14 protein-coding genes are annotated in these 22464 nt (G+C 46.2%); 3 read left to right on the top strand and 11 right to left on the bottom strand.

Annotation, left to right across the window (positions count from 1 at the left end; genetic code table 11):
- Positions 1–174: 174 nt before the first annotated feature.
- Entirely contained in the window at positions 175–954 is a 780-nt protein-coding gene (locus A142_RS00870; protein WP_019825246.1) for a TSUP family transporter, read from the top strand.
- Here A142_RS00870 and A142_RS00865 read toward each other — a convergent pair.
- The 11 genes from A142_RS00865 to gltB (A142_RS00815) form a co-directional block, all read right to left on the bottom strand.
- Entirely contained in the window at positions 905–1750 is an 846-nt protein-coding gene (locus A142_RS00865; protein ID WP_019825244.1) for a LysR family transcriptional regulator, read from the bottom strand. The genes A142_RS00870 and A142_RS00865 overlap by 50 nt on opposite strands.
- Positions 1751–1885: 135 nt before the next feature.
- Positions 1886–2467 (bottom strand): flavodoxin family protein, encoded by a 582-nt coding sequence (locus tag A142_RS00860; protein ID WP_019825242.1) that lies wholly within the window; start codon positions 2465–2467, stop codon positions 1886–1888.
- A 242-nt stretch (positions 2468–2709) separates the two neighbouring features.
- Entirely contained in the window at positions 2710–3327 is a 618-nt protein-coding gene (locus tag A142_RS00855) for a TRIC cation channel family protein (protein ID WP_016789753.1), read from the bottom strand.
- 74 nt (positions 3328–3401) lie between these two features.
- On the bottom strand, positions 3402–4271 hold the full coding sequence (gene btuF / locus A142_RS00850) for a vitamin B12 ABC transporter substrate-binding protein BtuF (protein WP_019825238.1): 870 nt from the start codon (positions 4269–4271) through the stop codon (positions 3402–3404).
- 1 nt (position 4272) lies between these two features.
- Complete coding sequence (locus tag A142_RS00845) at positions 4273–5226, bottom strand: cobalamin biosynthesis family protein (RefSeq protein ID WP_019825236.1); 954 nt, start codon at positions 5224–5226, stop codon at positions 4273–4275.
- A gap of 10 nt (positions 5227–5236) precedes the next feature.
- On the bottom strand, positions 5237–5932 hold the full coding sequence (mtnN, locus tag A142_RS00840) for a 5'-methylthioadenosine/S-adenosylhomocysteine nucleosidase (protein ID WP_012603226.1): 696 nt from the start codon (positions 5930–5932) through the stop codon (positions 5237–5239).
- Positions 5933–6059: 127 nt separating this feature from the next.
- On the bottom strand, positions 6060–6488 hold the full coding sequence (locus A142_RS00835; RefSeq protein ID WP_019825232.1) for a DUF1499 domain-containing protein: 429 nt from the start codon (positions 6486–6488) through the stop codon (positions 6060–6062).
- A gap of 176 nt (positions 6489–6664) precedes the next feature.
- On the bottom strand, positions 6665–8077 hold the full coding sequence (locus tag A142_RS00830; RefSeq protein WP_029405649.1) for an FAD-dependent oxidoreductase: 1413 nt from the start codon (positions 8075–8077) through the stop codon (positions 6665–6667).
- 16 nt (positions 8078–8093) lie between these two features.
- Complete coding sequence (gltB, locus tag A142_RS00825) at positions 8094–12557, bottom strand: glutamate synthase large subunit (RefSeq protein ID WP_029405648.1); 4464 nt, start codon at positions 12555–12557, stop codon at positions 8094–8096.
- 428 nt (positions 12558–12985) lie between these two features.
- The gene (locus A142_RS00820) at positions 12986–14455 is read right to left on the bottom strand and encodes a glutamate synthase subunit beta (RefSeq protein WP_019825227.1); all 1470 of its coding nucleotides are present in this window, start codon (positions 14453–14455) and stop codon (positions 12986–12988) included.
- Positions 14455–19002 carry a glutamate synthase large subunit gene (gene gltB / locus A142_RS00815; protein WP_019825225.1) on the bottom strand — a complete coding sequence of 1516 codons (4548 nt, stop codon included), beginning with the start codon at positions 19000–19002 and terminating at the stop codon, positions 14455–14457. Before gltB (A142_RS00815) ends, A142_RS00820 begins: the two co-directional genes overlap by 1 nt.
- A 530-nt stretch (positions 19003–19532) precedes the next feature.
- On the opposite strand from gltB (A142_RS00815), the gene A142_RS00810 reads away from it, so the two are divergent.
- Together A142_RS00810 and A142_RS00805 are read left to right on the top strand one after the other, a co-directional pair.
- Positions 19533–20486 carry a TIGR01212 family radical SAM protein gene (locus A142_RS00810; protein ID WP_019825223.1) on the top strand — a complete coding sequence of 318 codons (954 nt, stop codon included), beginning with the start codon at positions 19533–19535 and terminating at the stop codon, positions 20484–20486.
- A 91-nt stretch (positions 20487–20577) separates the two neighbouring features.
- Positions 20578–22329: a sensor domain-containing diguanylate cyclase gene (locus A142_RS00805; protein WP_019825221.1), complete on the top strand. Its 1752-nt coding sequence runs from the start codon at positions 20578–20580 to the stop codon at positions 22327–22329.
- Positions 22330–22464 lie beyond the last annotated feature (135 nt).

The following is a 22464-nucleotide window of genomic DNA, read 5'->3' as shown; positions in this document are numbered from 1 at the left end:
CAAGTCTTCTTAAACGATCGGCATTAACTCTTCGGAGTGGGCTTTTTTATGCCTATTAGATAGCATTAGTTAAATGATGAAAATTAGGAATAGGTTAGAATATTGTGTTTCGTTATTGCTCGTCTGGCGTGAGTGGTAACTTGTCGCTACACAGGACTTTAAGGCGTTGGGTATATGGAAATCACTCTAGAAATATTGGCTATCTTGTTTGTTGTTGCAACGGCAGCAGGCTTTATTGATGCAATGGCTGGCGGCGGTGGGTTATTGACTCTACCGGCATTGCTAGCGGCTGGAGTTCCACCAACGCAGGCACTGGCAACCAATAAACTCCAAAGCTCCTTCGGCAGCTTCTCTGCGAGTTGGTATTTCGTGCGCAATGGTATCGTTAGTATTAAGGAGATGCGCCTCGCTATCTTTTGTACCTTTATTGGTTCTGCAATTGGTGCCGAGCTAGTCCAACACATTGATGCGAGCTTACTGACCAGTGTTATCCCGTTGCTGCTCATCGCTATCTCTCTCTATTTCCTGTTAGCCCCCCCAACTAGAGCATCTGAAGGAAAACAGAAGATCTCTGAGGCGATGTTTGCTCTGTGTGTTGGTGGCGGTGTGGGTTTCTATGATGGCTTTTTTGGCCCAGGAACAGGTTCTATCTTCACCGTCTGCTTTGTTGCGATTGGTCACTTCTCGTTAGTCGATGCAACGGCGCGCACTAAGGTACTTAACTTTACCTCGAATATCGCGGCCTTAATTTTCTTTATTTTGGCTGGTTTGCCAATTTGGGAGTTAGGATTAGTGATGGCGGTTGGTGGCTTTATGGGCGCTCAGCTTGGCGCTAAAGTAGTAGTGACAAAAGGGCAGAAATGGATTCGCCCTCTTGTGATCGTGATGTCGATGCTAATGGCGTCTAAACTGCTTTGGGAACAGCATCAACAATGGATTCTATCAGTGTTTTAACTCGCGGAGACTGGTAGCTATTCGGTCTGACACAGATATGAATTGGTCGAATTAAACCTGTTAATTCGTGGAAGCTAAACAGGTATTGAGACTTAATATTGAGTGTTTTTACGATAGAGAGCGGTATTAACGCTGGCCCAGTCCCGCCCAATGCAAGTTGCGCTGCTGCGGTGTAGGCATCCATCTCCATCAAGGGTTTAATTCCAAACTTTTCTAACACTGAGAGCTGATAAGAGTTGGCAGGGTTGGTCATATCGTTGGTAATCACCAATGGAGGAAGCTCCGTTAACGGCGACTTACTCACTATGTAAAACGGCTCATCAAATAGATGAAAGGTCATCAACCCATGATGCGGTGGCAACAAGCCAGCACACAACCCCAAGGTCGCCTTGCCAGATTGCACTCGCTCTATGATTCTTGGCGTGTGGTTGGTGGTTATGGTGATGTACTTATCTTGCTGGATAAATTGGCCCATCATCTCACCTAAATAACCGGCTATCAGAGACTTAGAGCTGTCTAGGGTGATGAGAGTGGTATCTTCCAACTCTTGCTGTTCATAAATAAGCCCGCGAAGTTCATTGAATGTAGGGCCAATACTCTCGATTAATGCAAGCGCATCTGGCGTGAGTTTTATCTGTCGGCCACTCGGCTCAATGAGCTTTTTACCTAGCTTCTTTTCTAAATTCGCAATCCGTTTACTGACCGCTGATTGGCTGATATAAAGCAAACTGCCTGTGCGGCTCATGGTCTTTGCTTTACTCAATACCAGTAGAGTTTCGATTCCTTCGAGTAGCATTGGGGTATATTCATGAAAGTTGGGAATGATTGAATCAAGTTACCTGAAACGACATTCATTCTCTAGTCTTGAGCTCATAGATATCAAACAAGCTAGGAGTTTTGAAGTTAGCCCGTCAGTTAATTAGTCAGTTACTTAGGTTCTCTTAACTAGGCTCGCGATGCGTTGGCCGAAATAGAAAGCAGTCTGAAGATCGTTGTTGTTGATGTGATTACTGGTGCTATCTGCCATCTCATCTTCACTGGCGACCAAACCAATGCTTGATCCTGTGCGATTCAAACCTAAGTTATCAATGTGCTTTGAGATATCAAGCCCTGCCCAAATCATGCCATGCTGACAAGCCAGAGTGAAAAAGCTCAACAAGGTTTGTTGTTGCTCACCGTTAAGGCTGCCGCCAGTGGTAAAGCCTGCTGCGAGTTTATTTCGCCACGCTTTCTTACAGTAGCTATCACTGCTTGCATCCATAAAACTCTTAAACTGCGCGGCTGGTGAACCCATGTAAGTCGGGGATCCAAAGATAATGGCGTCACAGTTATCTAATGACTTGAGCTTATCGTCATTGTCATACCTTCCTTCGACCACTTCAGAAGATAGCACTTCGACAAGGAGTACTGAGTTAGGTTGTTGAGTGTTAATACCTTCAGCGATTGTCTCTGCAACTTGCTTAGTTGCTCCATTCTTAGAGAAGAAAACAATGCCCACTTTACCAATACCCATCTTGAACTCCCGTTTGCCAATGTTAGTAAATAAAATCTTTTATAAAGCTATTTGTTTATTAATATAGCCTGTGGACTAGATAAGTAAATAAAAAACATTACTAAATTGGTGGGCTAATGGACTAACTAAATTGAGTTTTAGGAAAGGAGGGGATCTTTGATGAGTGGAAATAGAGGGTATAGTGATTTGAAACCGGATCAAAAAAGGCTCCTTTACGGAGCCTTTCTCTTTGTAATGATAGCTTATTTGATGGCGAAGGTCGGCAATGATAAATGCCAGCGAATAGCGCCAAGTCTAATCAATAGTGTTGAGAACACGCCGGCCAGAAATGCAGTTTCTGAGTCGTGCCCCATACTGATCGCCATGGTGTGGAAAGCGCCACCAATGATACAAGCGGTCGCGTAGACTTCACTTCTTAGAATCATTGGCACTTCACGGGCAAGTACGTCACGGATAATACCGCCACCGCAGCCGGTGATGACACCCATGATGATAGCAACTAATGCAGAATCTTGATAAATCAGTGCTTTTTCTACACCAATGCCAACAAATACCGCTAAGCCTATCGCATCACATACTGGCAGGATCCACCAAGCCAGGCGTTTGGGGCGTCTTACTATAATCATGGTCAGCAAGCAGGTGGTGATGATGACCCAAAGATAGGTGGTGTCGGTGATCCAAAACACGGGAGTTGCACCCAGAGCCATGTCTCGAATTGTACCGCCACCAATTGCGGTTACACTGCCTAAAACGGCTACGCCAAAGGGGTCCATCTTAAGACGGCCAGCAACAAAAACGCCTGAGACGGCAAAGATGGCAGTGCCAAATAAATCGATAATATAAAGCAGCATGGAGTCCATGATACTGGTGCTCTTATGGTTAAAATTGTAGGGACAGGTCGGTGGCGAATTGTACGAAAAAACGCAGCAAATAGTTAGTGATTTTGCCTAGCTCTATCGAAGAAATCGCACACTTGTTGGATCGCTTGCAAAGTTCTCGTTGTTGGGCGATTAATCCAGTCAGAATTGAGTGACCAAATCTGATTTTGAGCAACTGCTGGGATCTCATTTTGCCAAGTTTGCCACATGGTTCCATTCTCAATCGCGTGCTGAGACGTGAAGATCACTTGCGGTTTCCTTAATACAACTTGTTCAATACCAACTTGCGGATATGGGGAGGCGCTGTCTTCAAAAATATTTCGGCTGCCACAAAACTCAAATACTTCACTTGGCCAGTGTCCTTGTGCCACGGTGATAATAGGTTTTTCACTTAGCTGGTAGAAGTAGCTGACCGGCTCCGCATCTTTGTATTTTAGCCTTAATGCGTTGAGCTGCTCTTTGTATTGCTTAGCATTATTCTCACCGATACTCGTATCGCTGGCGTATTGGCTAAGTTGCTCAATATTGGTCGCGATGCTGTCTAGGCTTTTGGTTTTCGAGTAATAAACATTAAAGCCAAACTGCTCCAGTTTCGCCAGTTCTCTCGGTGGGTTACCCGCTGGCCAAGCAAGGATAAGATCTGGCTGAAGCGCGATAATTTTCTCAACCTTGATACCTTGATAGTTTGCCACTTTTTCTAGCTTATCGGCTTGTGGTGGGTAATCACTTCGTTCGCTCACAGCAACTAAGTTATCGCCTAAACCCGCACTGTATGCGAGCTCTGTGGCGTGAGGAGCAAGGCTGACCACGCGTTGAGCTGGCTGTACTTTTTCTTGAGTCCGTGGTGCTTCTTCTGCAAATGATAAAGGCAGCCATAAGCTGGAAGACAAAATAGTAAGGCTTGTAACAAGTGCTGAAGGTTTCACTCTAAATCCCTTGGTGAATAAATAGTAAGGCTAGGCTTTGTAAAAATATCCAGATAGCGATGCGACCAAAGAGTAGTTTCTGAACCTGAGACAGATGCAGAGCTGACGGTGCGATTCTTCCGCCTAATTTCGCGCGAATGGCTTTAGTGTTGTCGTAAATGGCAGGACCACCTAATGATAACTCCAGCTTGTTGCCAACGGCCGTGATCAACCAGGCAGGGCCGGGCAGTGGCCAAGAACGACTCTGAACTAACATCATCTTAAACGTGTGTGTGGCTTTATCACCACATACGATCATCAAAGCAAAAAAACGCATCGGTATAAATTCGAGAATCGCGACTATCTTGATCGCCGTTGAGCCGAACGGAGAAAATTGCTTGCGACTTGGCGACCAAGCTCGAGCTAATTCGACCACAAGGCGATACATTAACGCGGCGATTCCACCACCAATGGCGTACCAGAACAACACACAAACTACGTTACGAGCGTAGCCCATGATGATGGTTTCTGTGGCGGCTTTGCCTAGGCCAAGTGACGAAAGTGATTCAGTTTGACGATTGATAATCGGAGCCAGTAACTGACGAGCAGCAGCTTTATCTTCTCGGCCTAATGCTTTGATTAACTGATTTGCCAGCTTTTCATTATTGCGCCAATCAATTGCGAGTAATAACAGTGCTAATTCAAATAGTTGAGATTGCCAAACCAATGGTTGCAGTGCCAGAAGAATAACCAGAGTCGGCAGTACCATTAACCCCCAGGCTAATGTGCCTGAGATTAAACTTTGGGAATAGTTGTGGTTGTTATTAACCTTGCTTGCTAAAAGCTCAGCAAACTTATGCCATAAGGTCGTGGGGTGTGCGGCATGGGGGATAGGTAAAATTAAATGAAAAAGCAGTGCTCCCCACATCACAAGGAGCACGCCATTTGCAAATACCTGATCAAACAGTGTTTGCATGTCTAGTCGCTTACTTTAGTAGGGCAACCATCTTGATAACCATTTCAGAAGAGCTTTGCGCTGCTAGTGGCAGGAACTCTTCGAAGCTCATTGGTGATTCTTTGTCTGCAACATCAGAGATTGCACGAACAACCACGAATGGTACTTGGAATTGGTGACAAGCTTGAGCGATAGCCGATGCTTCCATCTCTACAGCAACAACAGATGGGAAGTGCTTGCGGATGAACTCTTGGCGTTCAGCTGTGCAAACAAATGCGTCGCCAGTACAGATAAGACCGCGAACGGCATGCTTGTCTTCCATTTGTGCTAGTGCTTGTTCAGCAACAGCCATCAGTTTGTCGTCAGCTTTGAACGCTGCAGGTTGACCTGCCATTTGGCCGATTTCGTAACCGAAAGCTGTAACGTCTGCATCGTGGTGTCGAACTTCAGTTGAGATAACCACATCGCCAAGGTTCAGTGTTGAATCAAAACCGCCAGCAGAGCCCGTGTTGAGAACGACATCTGGTTGGTATTCGCTTAGTAGGATTGAAGTACCAACAGCCGCTGCTACTTTACCAATGCCAGATTGAAGCAAAACAACGTCAACACCATTTAGCTGACCAGAGAAAAAGGTACAACCGCCTTTATTAACTTCAGTAATGTCTGAAATTGCTGCTTTTAGGATCGCAACTTCTTGCTCCATTGCGCCAATGATGCCGATTTTCATGTGTAGTCTCTTAATAAATAATATTTAAACAGTAGAGCGAAATTGTAGCATGGATAAGAAGTGTCGAGCGACTGCCCAGAGGCACTTCTCATCCGAATAGTAGCGATTTATCTGCGTATTCTTTTATCTATTTGATTAGGCCTTCGCTTTTCAAGCGAGCACGAAGTTGTTCAGCTCGTTTTCGGTTTACGCCAAAATCAGAATAGCCAGTACGAGACTCTGAACGCACGATCAATTTGCCATCGGTGATTTTAAGTTCTAAGTCATCGACAAAACGCATGATGCGAGAGGTGCATTCAACACGCAGATAATCTTCTGTTTTACTCGCGGTTTTCGATCCCGGTAAGGTTAGCGCAACCTGCTCAATCGCATCTAAGTTCGCTGAATCTGACAACTCAAACGCGGCCAATGCATGTTGCTCACGGTCATCTTGAGTTGATACGCAGTTTGGTTTGTCTCCACAAGGTGATGAAGTTCTATCTTTCATGTCCGTGATTCCTTGGCTGCAAGCGGTTAACGTTAAAAGTGATAGCGAGAGGAGAGCGGCTTTTTTCATAGTGTTTCCTATGGCGTTGTTTTAGTTTTAATTGTAGTTATAGGTATTGGCTTGTTTGCGATTGTTTTACGTATTTTCGTTATGCTTGTGATAAACGTATCTAATTCAAAAAAGGATCCATCATTGGATCCTTTTTTATAGTAACGAACTGAGTAATAAAGGAAACCTTAGATTAATCACACTTCTAGGTAATCCAATATCCCTTCTGCGGCTTTACGGCCTTCATCGATAGCGGTCACCACTAAGTCAGATCCTCGAACCGCATCACCACCTGCAAAGATCTTGCTGTTGGTGGTTTGGTATTGAAACTCTTGTTTGTTAGGAGCCTTGATGCGACCCCACTGATCGAGCTCCACACCGAAAGGTTCTAGCCATTCCATCGCATGAGGTTGGAAACCAAATGCCATGATAACGGCATCTGCTTCAAGAACATGCTCACTACCTTCTACAGGTTCCGGGCGACGGCGACCTGCTTCATCAGGTTCACCCAAAGCGGTTTTCACGAATTTAACGCCAACCACATGACCAGCGTTGTTAAGCTCTAAGCCAATAGGTTGGAGGTTGAACTTGAACTTCACACCCTCTTCACGCGCATTCTTCACCTCACGGCGAGAGCCCGGCATATTGGCTTCATCTCGGCGGTAAGCACAGACAACATTAGCTGCATGTTGGCGAATCGAGGTTCGGACACAGTCCATCGCGGTATCACCACCACCAAGCACGACCACCTTCTTACCTTTCATGTCGATAAACGGCGTTGGGTTATCCAGTTCCATGACCTTGTAGGTATTGGAAACAAGAAATGGCAGGGCATCATAAACGCCCGGTGCATCTTCGTTATCTAACCCAGCACGCATGTTTTTATAGGTGCCGACACCTAAGAAGACAGCATCATAGTCATCGACCAGTTGTTGTAGTTGAACGTCTTTACCGACTTCGGTATTCATCTTGAATTCGACACCCATACCACTAAAGATACGGCGACGGTTTTCCATGATGCCTTTCTCGAGTTTGAACGATGGGATACCAAATGTGAGCAGGCCACCGATCTCCGGATAGCGGTCAAATACTACGGCCTTCACACCGTTTCGAACTAAGATATCAGCAGCAGCAAGACCGGCAGGGCCTGCGCCAATGATTGCGACCTTTTTGTCGGTCCATTCGACATGCGACATGTCTGGCTTCCAACCCATCTCGAACGCTTTGTCATTGATGTATTTTTCAATGTTGCCGATGGTTACTGCGCCGAAATCGTCGTTGAGGGTACAAGAGCCTTCACATAGACGATCTTGAGGACAAACTCGTCCGCAAACCTCAGGCAAGCTGTTGGTTTGATGGGACAGTTCAGCGGCTTCGATAATGCGTCCTTCATTGGCAAGCTTAAGCCACTGAGGGATGTAGTTATGGACTGGACATTTCCATTCACAGTAAGGATTACCACAGTCTAGACAGCGGTCAGCTTGCGCCTTGGCTTGTTGCTTAGTGAAAGGTTCGTAGATCTCTACAAACTCAATCTTACGTATCTTGATTGGTTTCTTCGCTGGGTCTACGCGATTCACATCAATAAATTGGTATACATTCTGGCTCATTATTGGCTCCTTCCAATTATTGCGCTTGAACACGAAGTTCAGCTGAGCTGCGGCTTTGGTGGCCGAGCAAGGTGTTCAGATCCGCCGTCTTTGGCTTCACTAGGTAGAACTTCGGAATCCATTCATCAAAGTTCGCCAGAATAGCTTCAGCGTGTACTGAGCCAGTCTCTTCTAAGTGTTCAGCAATTAAGCCACGCAGATGTTCTTGGTGGATAAATAAATCAGACAGAGAAAGCGCTTCGACCGATTCGTTGTTCACACGGCCTTGGAAGTCTTCATTCTTATCCATCACATAAGCAAAACCACCCGTCATACCGGCACCGAAGTTCACTCCGGTTGCGCCAAGAATGGCAACAATACCGCCTGTCATGTATTCACAAGCGTTGTCACCTGCACCTTCAATCACCGCAACGGTACCTGAGTTACGTACGCCAAATCGCTCGCCGGCAGTACCCGCAGCGAACAGCTTGCCTCCGGTTGCGCCATACAAGCAGGTATTGCCGATGATGGTCGCTTCGTTACAAGTAAACGCTGTGCCTTGGTGAGGTTTGATCACTACTTTGCCGCCCGCCATGCCTTTGCCGACATAGTCATTGGCATCACCCGTCAGATACAGCTCTACGCCGCCAGCGTTCCAAACCGCAAAGGATTGGCCTGCGGTACCATCGAGATACAACTTAATGGGTGAGCCTGCCATGCCTTGGTTACCGTAACGTTTGGCAATTTCGCCAGAGATTCGAGCACCAATCGAGCGATCGGTATTGATCACGTTGTAGTAAAGGCTGGTGGATTGACGTTTCTCAATCGCATCGATTGCATCATCAAGGATCTGTTGGTTGAGTTGAGCCTTATCAAAGGGTGCGTTTGGCTCTGTCCAAAATAATGGATGACCTTCAGCAGATACCGGAGCTTCCAATATCGAAGAGAGATCGAGCTTGCTCTGTTTCGCCGTGAGGCCTTGAACGGCTTCAAGCAAATCAGTACGACCAATCAGATCAGTAAGTTTCTCTACGCCAAGTTCTGCAAGGTACTGGCGAACTTCATCGGCTAGGCCAGTAAAGTAGTTCACCACCATGTCTGGCAGGCCTTTGAAGTATTCACGGCGTAGCGTTTCATCTTGAGTCGCAACACCCGTTGCACAGTTGTTTAGGTGACAAATTCGTAAGAACTTACAACCCATCGCGACCATTGGCGCAGTCCCGAAACCAAAGCTTTCAGCACCGAGAATCGCGCCTTTAATCACATCAAGGCCAGTTTTCAGACCACCATCGACTTGTAGACGGATCTTATGACGAAGCCCGTTAGCAACCAGTGCTTGTTGGGTTTCTGCTAGTCCAAGTTCCCAAGGGCATCCTGCGTATTTTACCGAGGTCAGTGGGCTCGCTGCAGTACCACCATCGTAACCAGAAATGGTGATCAAATCGGCATAAGCTTTCGCTACACCTGTCGCGATAGTACCAACACCCGGTTCAGACACCAACTTCACTGAAACCAAGGCGTTAGGGTTCACTTGCTTAAGGTCGAAAATCAGCTGAGCCAAATCTTCGATTGAGTAGATATCGTGGTGCGGAGGAGGGGAGATCAGCGTAACACCTTGAACTGAGTATCTCAGTTTGGCGATCTCTGCCGTCACCTTATGGCCTGGCAGCTGCCCACCTTCACCGGGTTTCGCACCTTGCGCTACCTTGATTTGCAGAACATCCGCATTGGTTAGGTAATGTGGTGTTACCCCAAAACGACCAGACGCAATTTGTTTGATGCGTGAGTTACGGTCGGTACCAAAACGTCTTGGATCTTCACCGCCTTCACCTGAGTTTGAATAACCGCCCAAACGGTTCATCGCCATTGCCAGTGCTTCATGCGCTTCTGGGCTCAGGGCACCAATCGACATCGCCGCCGAGTCAAAGCGCTTAAAGAGGTCACTACTCGGCTCGACTTGTTCAAGTGTTAGTGGATTATCGGCTTTTTTCAGGCTCATTAAGTCACGCAGCATCGCGGCAGGGCGAGCATTTACCTGTTTAGCAAAAGAGAGGTAATCCGAAGTTTCGCCAGTTTTAACTGCGGTTTGCAGCGTGCCGACCACATCTGGGTTATAGGCGTGGTATTCACCGCCATGGACGTATTTCAGTAAACCACCGTGCTCGATAGGCTTACGCTTAGTCCACGCTTTACGCGATAAGTTATAGATGTCTTGTTGGAAATCGCTAAAGCTAGCACCTTGGATTCGTGTGGTAACTCCGCGGAAACAGAGATCAACAACGTCAGAATGTAGGCCAACGGCTTCGAAAAGCTGCGAACAGCGATATGAAGCAATCGTAGAAATACCCATCTTCGACATGATCTTATACAGACCTTTGTTGATGCCGTTTTGGTAGTTTTGCATCGCGGTACGATAGTCTTTGTCTAAAGAGCCATCATCCAACATTTTACCTAATGCTTCATAAGCCAGGTATGGGTAAACCGCGGTCGCACCGAAGCCTAGTAAAACTGCGAACTGGTGTGGGTCACGAGCAGTTGCTGTCTCAACCACGATGTTGGCATCACAACGCAGATTGGTATCAGCAAGTCTTGTTTGCACCGCACCAACCAACATGGCTGCAGGGATTGGTAGTTTGCCTTTCTCTAATCCTTTGTCCGATAGCACAACTAAAACTGCACCTTCGCGGACTTCTTGTTCGGCGCTATCACATACTGCTTTGATTGCTTGTTCAAGGTCTTGATGATTCGGGTCGTAGTGCATGCTGAGAATGACATGACGGTAATGTTTTTGACTTAACTGCAGAAGCTGCTGCATGTCTGAGTAAAGCAGTACGGGTGAATCAAAAGTCACACGATAGGCGTGACCGTCTGTTTCACAGAACACGTTCATCTCTTTACCAATACTGGTCGCCAAAGACATCACGTGTTTTTCACGTAATGGATCAATCGGAGGGTTAGTGACCTGCGCAAACTTCTGACGGAAGTAATCAGTGACCAAGCGCTCTTTTGAAGAGAGAACTGCCATCGGCGTATCATCGCCCATTGAACCTACCGCTTCTTGCCCCATGTCACCGAGTACACGCAGTACTTGGTCTGATTCCTCGTTGCTCATCGCAAACTGTTTTTGGTAGGTCTTGAGCGTGTCATCGTCAAAGCTACGCTTACCGACTTGGTCATCTTGCAGCGCAGAAAATGGCGTTAACTTGTGAACGTTCTTTTCCATCCACTCTTTATATGGGTGGCGGCCTTTGAGGTCATTATCGATTTCGTTAGATTGCCATAACTTGCCGCGGCGAGTATCTATAACCAGCAACTCACCCGGCCCAACACGACCTTTTTCTGCAACTTCATCTGGTGCGTAGTTCCAGATCCCGACCTCAGATGCCAGCGTGATTAGGTTGTCTTTAGTAATCACATAACGCGCTGGGCGCAGGCCATTTCTATCAAGGTTACATGCGGCGTAACGACCATCTGAAAGTACGATGCCAGCAGGGCCATCCCACGGTTCCATGTGCTTGGAGTTGAAGTCGTAAAAGGCACGCAGATCTGGATCCATATCTGGGTGATTTTGCCAAGCGGGCGGAACAAGCATACGCATCGCTCGGAACACATCCATACCTCCGGCAAGGAACAGGTCGAGCATGTTATCTAAGCTTGAAGAGTCTGAGCCTGTCTCATTCACAAAGGGTGCTGCGGTTTGTAAATCTGGCAACAGTGGTGAAGAGAATTTATAGGCACGAGCCTTAGCCCATTGACGGTTTCCTTCAATGGTATTGATCTCACCATTGTGAGCCAAATAGCGGAACGGTTGAGCCAGTGGCCAGCGTGGTTGTGTGTTAGTTGAGAAACGCTGGTGGAACAGACATATTGCAGATTCCATACGTAAGTCTGCAAGATCGAGGTAAAATCGCGGAAGATCGGCCGGCATACACAGACCTTTGTAGACCATTACTTGTGTTGACAGGCTACAGATATAGAAATCTTTGTCTTCGGTGATCTGCTTTTCAATTCTGCGACGAGCAATGTATAGGCGTCGTTCGATGTCACGCTCACGCCAGCCTGCAGGTGCTGAGATAAACACTTGTTGAATGTTTGGAACCGAGTCTTTTGCGATTGGACCCAAAACGTCGGTGTTAGTCGGCACGGCACGCCAACCTGCGACGGTGAGTGTCTCTTGAGCGAGCTCTTTATTGACGATGTCTTGCGCGGATTGTGCTTTGATTGGGTCTTGGCTGAAGAAAATCATGCCGACAGCGTATTGCTTGCCGAGGTTGAAGTTATTCTCTTCTGCGATAATTCTGAGGTACGAGTCAGGCTTCTGTAGTAATAAGCCACAGCCATCTCCGGTTTTACCATCCGCAGCGATACCACCACGGTGTGTCATGCGATCTAGGGCTGAAATAGCAGTTCTTACCAACTTATGACTAGGTTGGCCTTCCATTTGCGCTATTAAACCAAATCCACAGTTGTCTTTTTCAAGACTAGGATCATATAGAGCCATTGCAATTCTCCCTTTTGCTTCTCTGTCATCCAGACAGTAAATGACTAACTATTCATGTACTTGTTGTTTTTTGTAAACTGATAGTTTGCTTTAGCCAGTTAAAACGTTATTGGTTGTGTTAACAAAACCGATTGATTTTATTTTCATCAGCTTTACAACGTATAGCTAATTGTGTTTAAGGTCAAGTTCATGGTTAATTATCATGCATAAACGCGATTCGCCACTTAATAATCTAAAATAGTCGATGGATATCAATGAGATATAAAAGGTGGATGTTAATGACATTTAACATATACAACAGGGTGTTTTTGAAAACGCCGAAGGTCAGATAGAAAAAAGGCTAGCATCGAGTGCTAGCCAAATATAAAAGTTAGGAAGGGTGTTGCTTTTCCTCTAGGCTAACGTCATTGACGCTAGCCCGAGAAATATTATGCGGAAAGCATGAGTGAATCAGCTTTCGCTTCTAAGTTTGAGTTACCCATTAAGAAGTCATCAATAGCAATTGCACATTCACGACCTTCATTAATACAACGTACCACTAGAGACTGACCTGTACGCATATCACCAGCAGCGAAAACGCCTTTCTGGTTAGTTGCGTAACCTTCAGAAGCGACGTTACCGCGCTCGTCCAGTTTAATGTCTAGCTGAGCTAGCACACCTGTTGGCTCTGGGTGTAAGAAACCCACCGCTAGGAATGCCATATCACAAGGGATAACACGTTCTGTGTTCGCCACTTCATCAAAGCTTGGGCGCTCACCAGGTTTCGCATCTTGCCAAACGATGTCAGCAATACGTAGACCCGTCACTTGACCTTGCTCGTTACCGATGAACTCTTTAGTCAAGATGTTCCAGTGACGCTCACAACCTTCTTCGTGAGAAGTTGTTGTTTTCATGATCATTGGGTATTGAGGCCAAGGCATATTTGCAGGGCGCTTCTCTGGTGGGATCGGCATGATCTCTACCTGAGTAATGCTTGCTGCTTTATGACGGTTTGATGTACCCACACAGTCAGAACCAGTATCACCACCACCGATAACCACAATGTGCTTATCTTGAGCGTGAATCTCTTCTGTTTTCAGGTCTAAGTCGTTGGCACGACGGTTGTTTTGGCCAAGGAATTCCATCGCAAAATGAACGCCCTTTAGCTCTCGACCTGGAATTGGTAGGTCACGAGGAACCGTAGAACCGCCTGTTAGCAAGACAACATCAAACTCTTGACGTAGTTGCTGAGCGTTAACATCAACGCCGATGTGTTGGTTTACTTTAAATTCAACGCCCGCTTCAGCCATTAGATTAATCTTACGATCAATCACGTCCATACCCAGTTTGAAATCTGGGATACCGAAACGCAGTAGGCCGCCAACTTTCTCGTCACGTTCAAATACCGTCACTGAGTGACCAGCACTGTTCAGTTGCTCAGCAGCGGCTAGGCCAGCAGGGCCTGAACCGATAACAGCTACTGTTTTACCTGTGCGAGAACGAGGTGTTTTAGGTTTTGCGTACCCTTCACGGTACGCAGTTTCTACAATTGTTTTCTCGATATTACAGATAGTGATTGGGTCTTGGTTGATACCTAGTACACAAGCACTCTCACAAGGAGAAGGGCACACTCGACCTGTAAATTCAGGGAAGTTATTGGTTGAGCTTAGGATGTTCCAAGCCTCTTCCCAGCTGTCACGGTAAACCGCGTCATTGAATTCTGGGATGATGTTACCAATCGGACAACCGCTGTGACAGAAAGGTACGCCACAGTCCATACAACGAGATGCTTGAGTATTGATCTTGTCACCAAACTCTTCGTTAAGTACGAACTCTTTGTTGTCTTCGATACGAACTGACGGGTCGAGCTTCTTTGGAAGCTCACGACCGTGTTCTAAAAATCCAGTAGGCTTACCCATTATACTGCCTCCACTTCTTCCGTTTGTGCTTGTTGTGCTTCAGCTTTACGCTTCTCAAGAACTGCTTTGTAGTCGCGTGGCATGACTTTAATCAGTGATGCAACACTTGCTTCAAAGTTGTCTAGGAAAGACTGAGCAACTTCACTTCCTGTGAATTCAACGTGCTTGGTTAGCATATTTAGTAGAAGATCTTTATCTTCTTGTTCAATTGGATCTAGGTCTACAAGTTCAGAGTTAAGCTTGGTTTCGAAGTCGCCCGCTTTATCCCAAACATAAGCGACACCGCCACTCATACCCGCAGCAAAGTTACGACCCGTTGAACCAAGGATAATAGCAACACCGCCAGTCATGTATTCACAACCGTGGTCACCAACGCCCTCAACAACAACCTTCGCACCTGAGTTACGAACACAGAAACGTTCGCCAGCCATACCGCGAATGAAAGACTCACCTGAGGTTGCACCGTAGAAACATACGTTACCAACCACGATGTTATCTTCAGCAACGATAGAAGATTTCGCATCTGGGTACAGTACCAAAGTACCGCCAGACAGACCTTTACCCCAGTAATCGTTCGCGTCGCCTTCTACTTCGAACTTAACGCCTTTCGCAAGGAACGCACCGAAAGATTGGCCAGCACTACCGTGGAACTTAACGTTCATTGGTTGTGGTAAACCTTGGTCTTTGTAAACCTTCGAGATTTCGTTCGACAGCATGGTACCCGCTGAGCGGTCCGTGTTGATGATAGGGAAGGTCGCATTTACAGCTTCACCTTTCTCAAGTGCAGGAATTGCCGCTTGAATCAACTTGCGGTCTAGAACGTCTTCTAGGTTGTGGTTTTGTTGTGTCTGGTTGTAGATACCATCTTCTTCACGAGCCTGCTCAATGTGCAGTACAGGTGTTAGATCTAGGTTCTTGTACTTCCAGTGGCCGATGTCGTCACGAACTTTAAGTTTGTGCGATTGACCTACCATCTCATCGATAGAGCGGAAGCCAAGTTCAGCCATAACTTCACGCAGACCTTCAGCCATGTATTGGAAGAAAGTCACTACGTCTTCTACGCGGCCGTCGAAACGCTCACGCAGAGTTTTGTTTTGTGTTGCGATACCAACAGGACAGGTATTCTTGTGACACTTACGCATCATGATACAGCCTTCAACAACCAATGCTGCTGTTGCTACGCCCCATTCTTCAGCACCAAGTAGTGTTGCAACTGCAAGGTCACGTGGTGTTTTCATCTGACCATCAGACTGAACAACGATACGGTTACGTAGGCCGTTTTTCAGTAGTGTTTGGTGAGTTTCCGCTAGACCCAGTTCCCAAGGCAGACCTGTGTGACGGATAGAAGACATCGGAGATGCACCCGTACCACCATCAAAACCTGCGATAAGTACTACGTCAGCTTTCGCTTTTGCTACACCCGATGCAATCGTACCTACGCCCGCTTCCGATACTAGCTTCACGTTTACACGGCCGTTACGGTTCGCGTTTTTCAGATCGTAGATTAGCTGAGCCAGATCTTCGATTGAGTAGATATCGTGGTGTGGTGGTGGGGAGATAAGACCTACGCCCGGAGTCGAGTGACGCGTTGCGCCGATCCAGTCATCAACCTTATCACCAGGTAGTTGACCACCCTCACCAGGTTTCGCACCTTGAGCCATCTTGATTTGCAGCTCATCAGCGTTAGATAGGTAGTAAGAAGTTACACCAAAGCGACCAGAAGCCACCTGTTTGATAGCTGAACGTTCCCAGTCACCGTTTTCTTTACGTTCGAAACGTGCTGGATCTTCACCACCTTCACCTGAGTTTGATTTCGCGCCAATGCGGTTCATTGCAACAGCCAGTGTTGAGTGAGCCTCATGCGAGATTGAACCAAAGCTCATTGCGCCAGTAGCGAAACGTTTAAGGATGTTCTCTATTGGTTCTACTTCCGCAAGAGGAATAGAGCCAGCAGGGTTCTTGATGAAATCAAGTTGACTACGTAGCGTTGCTGCGTTGTCGCCTTGGTCATCGACGGCTTTTGCGTACTTCTTGAACTGACCGTAATCTTTGTTACGCGTCGATTCTTGAAGTAGAGAAATCGTTTCTGGGTTGAATAGGTGTTTCTCACCACGTTGTTTCCACTGGTAAACACCACCAACATCAAGGATTTGAGCTGGGATTTCACGAGCTGGGTAACCAACACGGTGACGAACAAGCACTTCACGTGCGATATCGTCGATCGTTAGACCTTGGATACGAGAAACAGTACCAGTGAAGTATTTTTCAACCACTGATTTGCTTACACCAAGTGCTTCAAAGATTTGTGCACCGTGGTAAGACTGCAGCGTAGAGATCCCCATCTTAGAGAAGATCTTCAGTAGACCGCCGTTAACACCTTTGCGGTAGTTATCGAATAACTCACGTGGGTGTACGTTTGGATCTAGCTTCTTCGTACGTTGTAGTTCAACAATCGTTTCAATAACTAGGTATGGGTTAACTGCGTTCGCACCGTAACCGATAAGCGTTGCAAAGTGGTGTGTCTCACGAGCGTCGCCGGTTTCAACAACGATGTCACACTTAGCACGTAGGCCTTTACGGATTAGGTGGTGGTGAACCGCGCCAACAGCCAGCATTGCTGGAATAGCAGCGTGGTTAGAGTTAACCGCACGGTCTGTCAGTAGGATGATAGAGTAGCCATCAATCACTGCGTCTTCTGCGTATTGGCAGATACGCTTAAGTGCGCGCTCTAACTTACCTTGGTCTCCGTTTGCTTGGAATACGATATCTAGCGTCTTCGATTGAAGGTGCTCGTTATCGATTGCACGAAGTTTCTCTAACTCTGAGTTAGAAAGAACAGGAGACTCAAGTTCCACTTTTTGACAGTGTTCAGGTGTTTCAGCAAGTAGGTTCTGATCTTTACCTAGGTAAGTGTTCAGAGACATAACCATACGCTCACGAATCGGGTCGATCGGCGGGTTCGTTACTTGTGCAAACAACTGCTTAAAGTAGTTTGAAAGGTGCTGCGATTGATGAGACAGAATCGCTAGCGGCCAGTCAGCACCCATTGCAGAAAGTGGCTCGTAACCTGTTTTTGCAAGAGGGAGAATGATTTCGTTTACTTCTTCAGAGCTCACACCAAACGATTGCTGTTTGTGTAGCAGTTTCTCTGGAGAAGGTTGGTTAAATTCGTTGCTCGCATCCGGTAGCTTTTTCAAGCTCAGAAGATTCTCTTCAACCCATTTTTCGTAGGGTTGCGATTTAGCGATACCGTCTTTCACTTCTTCATCAGAAATGATGCGGCCTTGCTCAAGGTCAGCAACGAAGATACGACCAGGCTGTAGACGACCACGGTATTCAACGTTTTCTGGTGCGATTTCTACTACGCCAGATTCAGACGCCATTACTAGGAAGTCGTCTTTAGTTACTGTGTAGCGAGAAGGGCGCAGACCATTACGGTCAAGCGTTGCACCTACTTGAACACCATCAGTGAAGCAGACAGATGCTGGACCATCCCATGGTTCCATTACGTTCGCGTGGTACTGGTAGAACGCACGACGAGTTGGATCCATGTTTTTGTTTTCTTGCCATGCTTCAGGGATCATCATCATCAATGCGTGTGGCAGAGTACGACCAGACAGAACCAGAAGCTCAAGTGCCATATCGAAGTTTGATGAATCCGAACTACCTTCTTGACAGATAGGCAGTAGCATGTCGATTTCAGCTTGTGTGAACAGATCCGATTCAAGGATCGCTTCACGCGCTTTCATCCAGTTAAGGTTGCCGCGAACCGTATTGATTTCGCCATTATGCGCAATGTAACGGAAAGGCTGAGCTAGGCGCCAACGTGGGAATGTATTGGTAGAGAAGCGAGAGTGTACCAGTGCTAGAGCTGTCACCATGGTTGGGTTTTGCAGATCTAGGAAGTACTGAGGAACTTGTTCTGTTGTTAGCTGACCTTTGTACACCAATGTCTTGTAAGACATAGAGTTGATGTAGAAGTCATCACCAATATTTGACACGCTTTCTAGGCATACACGAACCGTGTAGTTACGTAGAACATACAGTTTGCGTTCAAGCTCTTCAGGTGTAGTACCAGGGCCGCCAGAGATAAATACGTGTTCAAATTGAGGTTCAGTGCTTAGTGGGTCAGCACCAATCATTGAATTGTCAGTTGGAAGTTCACGGTAACCGATAACTTCTAACTCTAGGCGCTGTGCATTGCGTTCTAGAATGTCACGACACTGTGCACGTTTGTGTTCATCTTTAGGGAAAAGTACAACACCAACACCATATTTTTCAAAAGATGGCAGCTTAATTCCAAGCTTTACGGCTTCTTCTAGTAAGAATTCGTGCGGCTTCTGTAGCAGGATACCTGCACCATCACCAGAACACGGATCGCAGCCTTGGCCGCCGCGGTGTTCCATACGTGCAAGCATATCGAGTGCTTGAGTTACTACATCATGAGATTTGCGATTCTTTAGATGCGCAACAAAACCGATACCACAAGCGTCATGCTCCAATTCAGGAGTATACAGACCCTGTGAGTTCTGCTCTTGATCTACCATAGATACATCCTTCCAGTTAAATCTAGGCGCAACTTATTTGTATAAAGTCAGCCTTGTCCTTTTATATTTATGGGTCTAAACCTGCCTATGCTGGCGGTTTGAATCCTTTCCGTATCTCGCAGGAAAAGTATTGCGAGAAAAACAATCCTTAGTGATACCTGTTTATTTTTAACCACAAACTAGTGGTTTATATAGGTGGGAGTTAGATATCACCGACTTATTAGCAAGTTTTCGTTGTAAGTAAATACTCAAAAATAGCCAATATGTGTAAGTATCCTACAATTTTGTCTAGGCGAATTGCAATGAAAGTTGACCCATGTAGACCATTTTTTTCGTTTTATTTTGAATTTAATGCCTAGCAAATGTGCAACATTAGGCAAATAGAGCCGATTTTTTGCATGTTTATTGATATTTGTTAGGTTGCTCGCAAAAAGCCTTGAGTAAACTAATTGGTCGAATTTTGCAGGGATGTAATTTTTTTTCAAAAAAAGACTGATATTCATTCTTATTTACTTGAGTGCTTTGAAAATATGCAATTACACGAGTTGGTCAATACTATCGGCCAAGACCTTCAACGCCGCTATGGCGAGAAGGTTCACAAGCTGACGCTTCATGGTGGTTTCAGCTGCCCAAACCGAGACGGGACAATTGGCCGTGGAGGTTGCACGTTTTGTAACGTGGCTTCCTTTGCTGATGAGCAAACTCAAATTCAAAGTATTGCGGACCAGCTAAAAGATCGTGCGGGTGAGATTGCTCGTGCCAAGAAGTATCTGGCTTACTTTCAGGCGTACACCAGCACTTATGCTGAGGTGCAAGTGCTCAAGAATATGTATGAAGAGGCGCTAAAAGCACCCGGTGCAGAGATCGTTGGTCTTTGTGTTGGCACGCGACCAGACTGTGTGCCTGATGCGGTGTTGGATCTGTTAGCGGGCTACGTTAAACAAGGCTATGAGATTTGGCTCGAGCTTGGCCTGCAAACCGCCAATGATAAAACCCTCAAGCGAATTAACCGCGGCCACGATTTTGCGGTGTATGAAACGATCACCCAACGCGCACGCGCTTTAGGTATCAAGGTGTGTACTCATCTGATTGTTGGCCTACCAAAAGAAACTAAAGCGGATAACCTTGAAACCTTAGACAAGGTATTAGCCGTTGGCACTGATGGCATTAAGCTTCATGGCCTTCATATAGTAGAGGGCAGTACCATGGCTAAGGCGTGGAAGGCTGGAAAGCTAGAGGCACCAAGCCTTGAAGAGTACATTGATATCGCGAGTGAGATCATTCAACGCACGCCTGCGGACGTGGTTTATCACCGTGTTTCTTCAGCGGCGAGACGCCCAACCTTACTTTCTCCTTTATGGTGTGAGAACCGCTGGTTAGCGATGATTGAAATAGGTCGTTCGTTGGATAAAACCGGTGCTCAAGGCATCAAAATGGGCTCTGCATTCGAGTACACGTTGCCTGTTTTAAACGCGGCCAATTAATAGAAATGGGTGACTGTAGGTAACAGCAGATAAAACCAACAAATAGTGGTAACATTTCCCTCACAGATTTTATGGTATAGATTGAGAGTAAATGGAACTGGTAATGACTTGGTTGTGGGACAGGGCGTATGGCTACGGTATTTATATCGTTGTTGTATTGCTGATTGCTCTCATTTGCTGGCATCTCTATTCTCGTTATCAGTCGCATATCGAAACGCTTCTACTTGCTACTCCGTCGCCACTCTACTTTGTTGATGTTCGAAGTGGCGAAATACTCTATGCCAATCGCCAAGCCATGCAGTTGCTTGGTATCCGCCAAATCGGTGTTAATTTTCGCTTTCCTACTGTGGAAAGTGAGAACAGCTTTCGTCACTACTTAACCAACCACATCAACTCTCGAGCCTTCGAGCAGGTCTCCCTGTGGGCGCTTTCTGAATTTGAGTCGTTCAAGATCAACCTAGTCGGTCGTAAGATCCATTTTAGAAATAAGCAGGCTTGGATGATTCACGCCTCACCTTATAAAAACACTAACGAAGAACTGTCCCAAGAAGTTCGAGAACTGAATGTTGCTCGTACCGCTTTGGATTCTTTGTCTGAGCTGATCTACGTGAAAGATCAGAAAGGTCAGTTAGTGACGAGTAATCGCTCGTTTAAAAAGTTTTGGCATGGTCGTGCTGAAGAGGGCACCCTGAGTGTTTCTGGTGGAGTATTAAAAGGTCGTGTAAGTGAACGCTCTTGGACTACAGATCAAGATGGAAAAAGCTGCTTGCTTGAAACCTACCAAAGTGTCTTGCTCTCACAAGACGGATCAACCATCGGCACGCTCTCTATTAGCCATGATGTGACCGATTGGCATGACATGCAGCAGAAGCTGCGTGGCGAAATGGAGAAGCGAAAAGATACCGAAGTGGCACTTGCGCAGCGTGACACCATCTTGCAAAACATCCTGGAGGCCAGCCCAGACTCGATTGGTATCTTTAATGAAAACATGGTGTATCAAGCGTGTAATAAACCATTTGTGGCTGCGCTGGGTATCTCTGAAGTCAGTGACTTGATCGGTAAGCGTTTACAAGATGTGGTGCCACATAGCATCTATACGCGAATATCAGAAACCGATCATCAAGTGCTTCATCAAAGTAAATCGCTGCGTTATATCGACAAAGTGGTCTCAAGTGATGGAGCATTTACTTGGTATGATGTAGTCAAATCACCGTTTAGAGATCCAGCATCGAGCACTAATGGTGTGTTGATCATGGCGCGTGATATTACAGAGCGTTATCTAGCAGAACAAAAGCTTGAAGAAGCCAACCTTGAACTTGAACGCCTCAGCTTTATGGATAGCCTGACTAAAGTTTCTAACCGACGTCGTTTCGATGAACAGCTCTCTACACTGTGGCATTATCATGTGCGTGATAAGCTGCCACTGACGATCATGCTATGTGATATCGACTTCTTTAAAGGCTACAACGACTTTTACGGACACCAACAAGGCGATGATGCTTTGGTTCAGGTTTCTCAGGCATTTAAGCAGGTGTTGAATCGTTCATCTGATTGTGTGGCTCGTTATGGTGGTGAAGAGTTCGGCTTTATTCTGCCAAATACAACGACCGAAGGTGCTCAGCTGGTGGCGCAGCGTATTCATGACGAAGTCCTAAAATTGGAACTTGCGCATGAGAAGTCGACAGTCTCTGAATTCATCACGGTGAGTATTGGTATTATCTCTTACATTCCTACACCTGATGATGAAATGGAATCGGCTGTTGCCTTGGCTGATAGTGCGTTGTATCAAGCGAAATCAGACGGTCGCAACCGTTCAATGGTGCATCCATACTCAATTCGCTAACGCTATAAAACTGGCAATTTGATTATCCCCGTCTATTTTTGCTTAGTTAGTATTTGTATTGGTTAATTAACCTTCGAAATTACCGCTGAACACTTGCTGCGTGTGATGTAGCTAGCTTACCTCCCATCTTCAAAC

Source organism: Vibrio splendidus 12E03 (assembly GCF_000272105.2).
In the GTDB taxonomy this organism is placed as follows: Bacteria; Pseudomonadota; Gammaproteobacteria; order Enterobacterales; family Vibrionaceae; genus Vibrio; species Vibrio splendidus_I.
The sequence above is the reverse complement of the archived record's forward strand: the minus strand, read 5'-3'. Positions and strand labels throughout refer to the sequence as shown.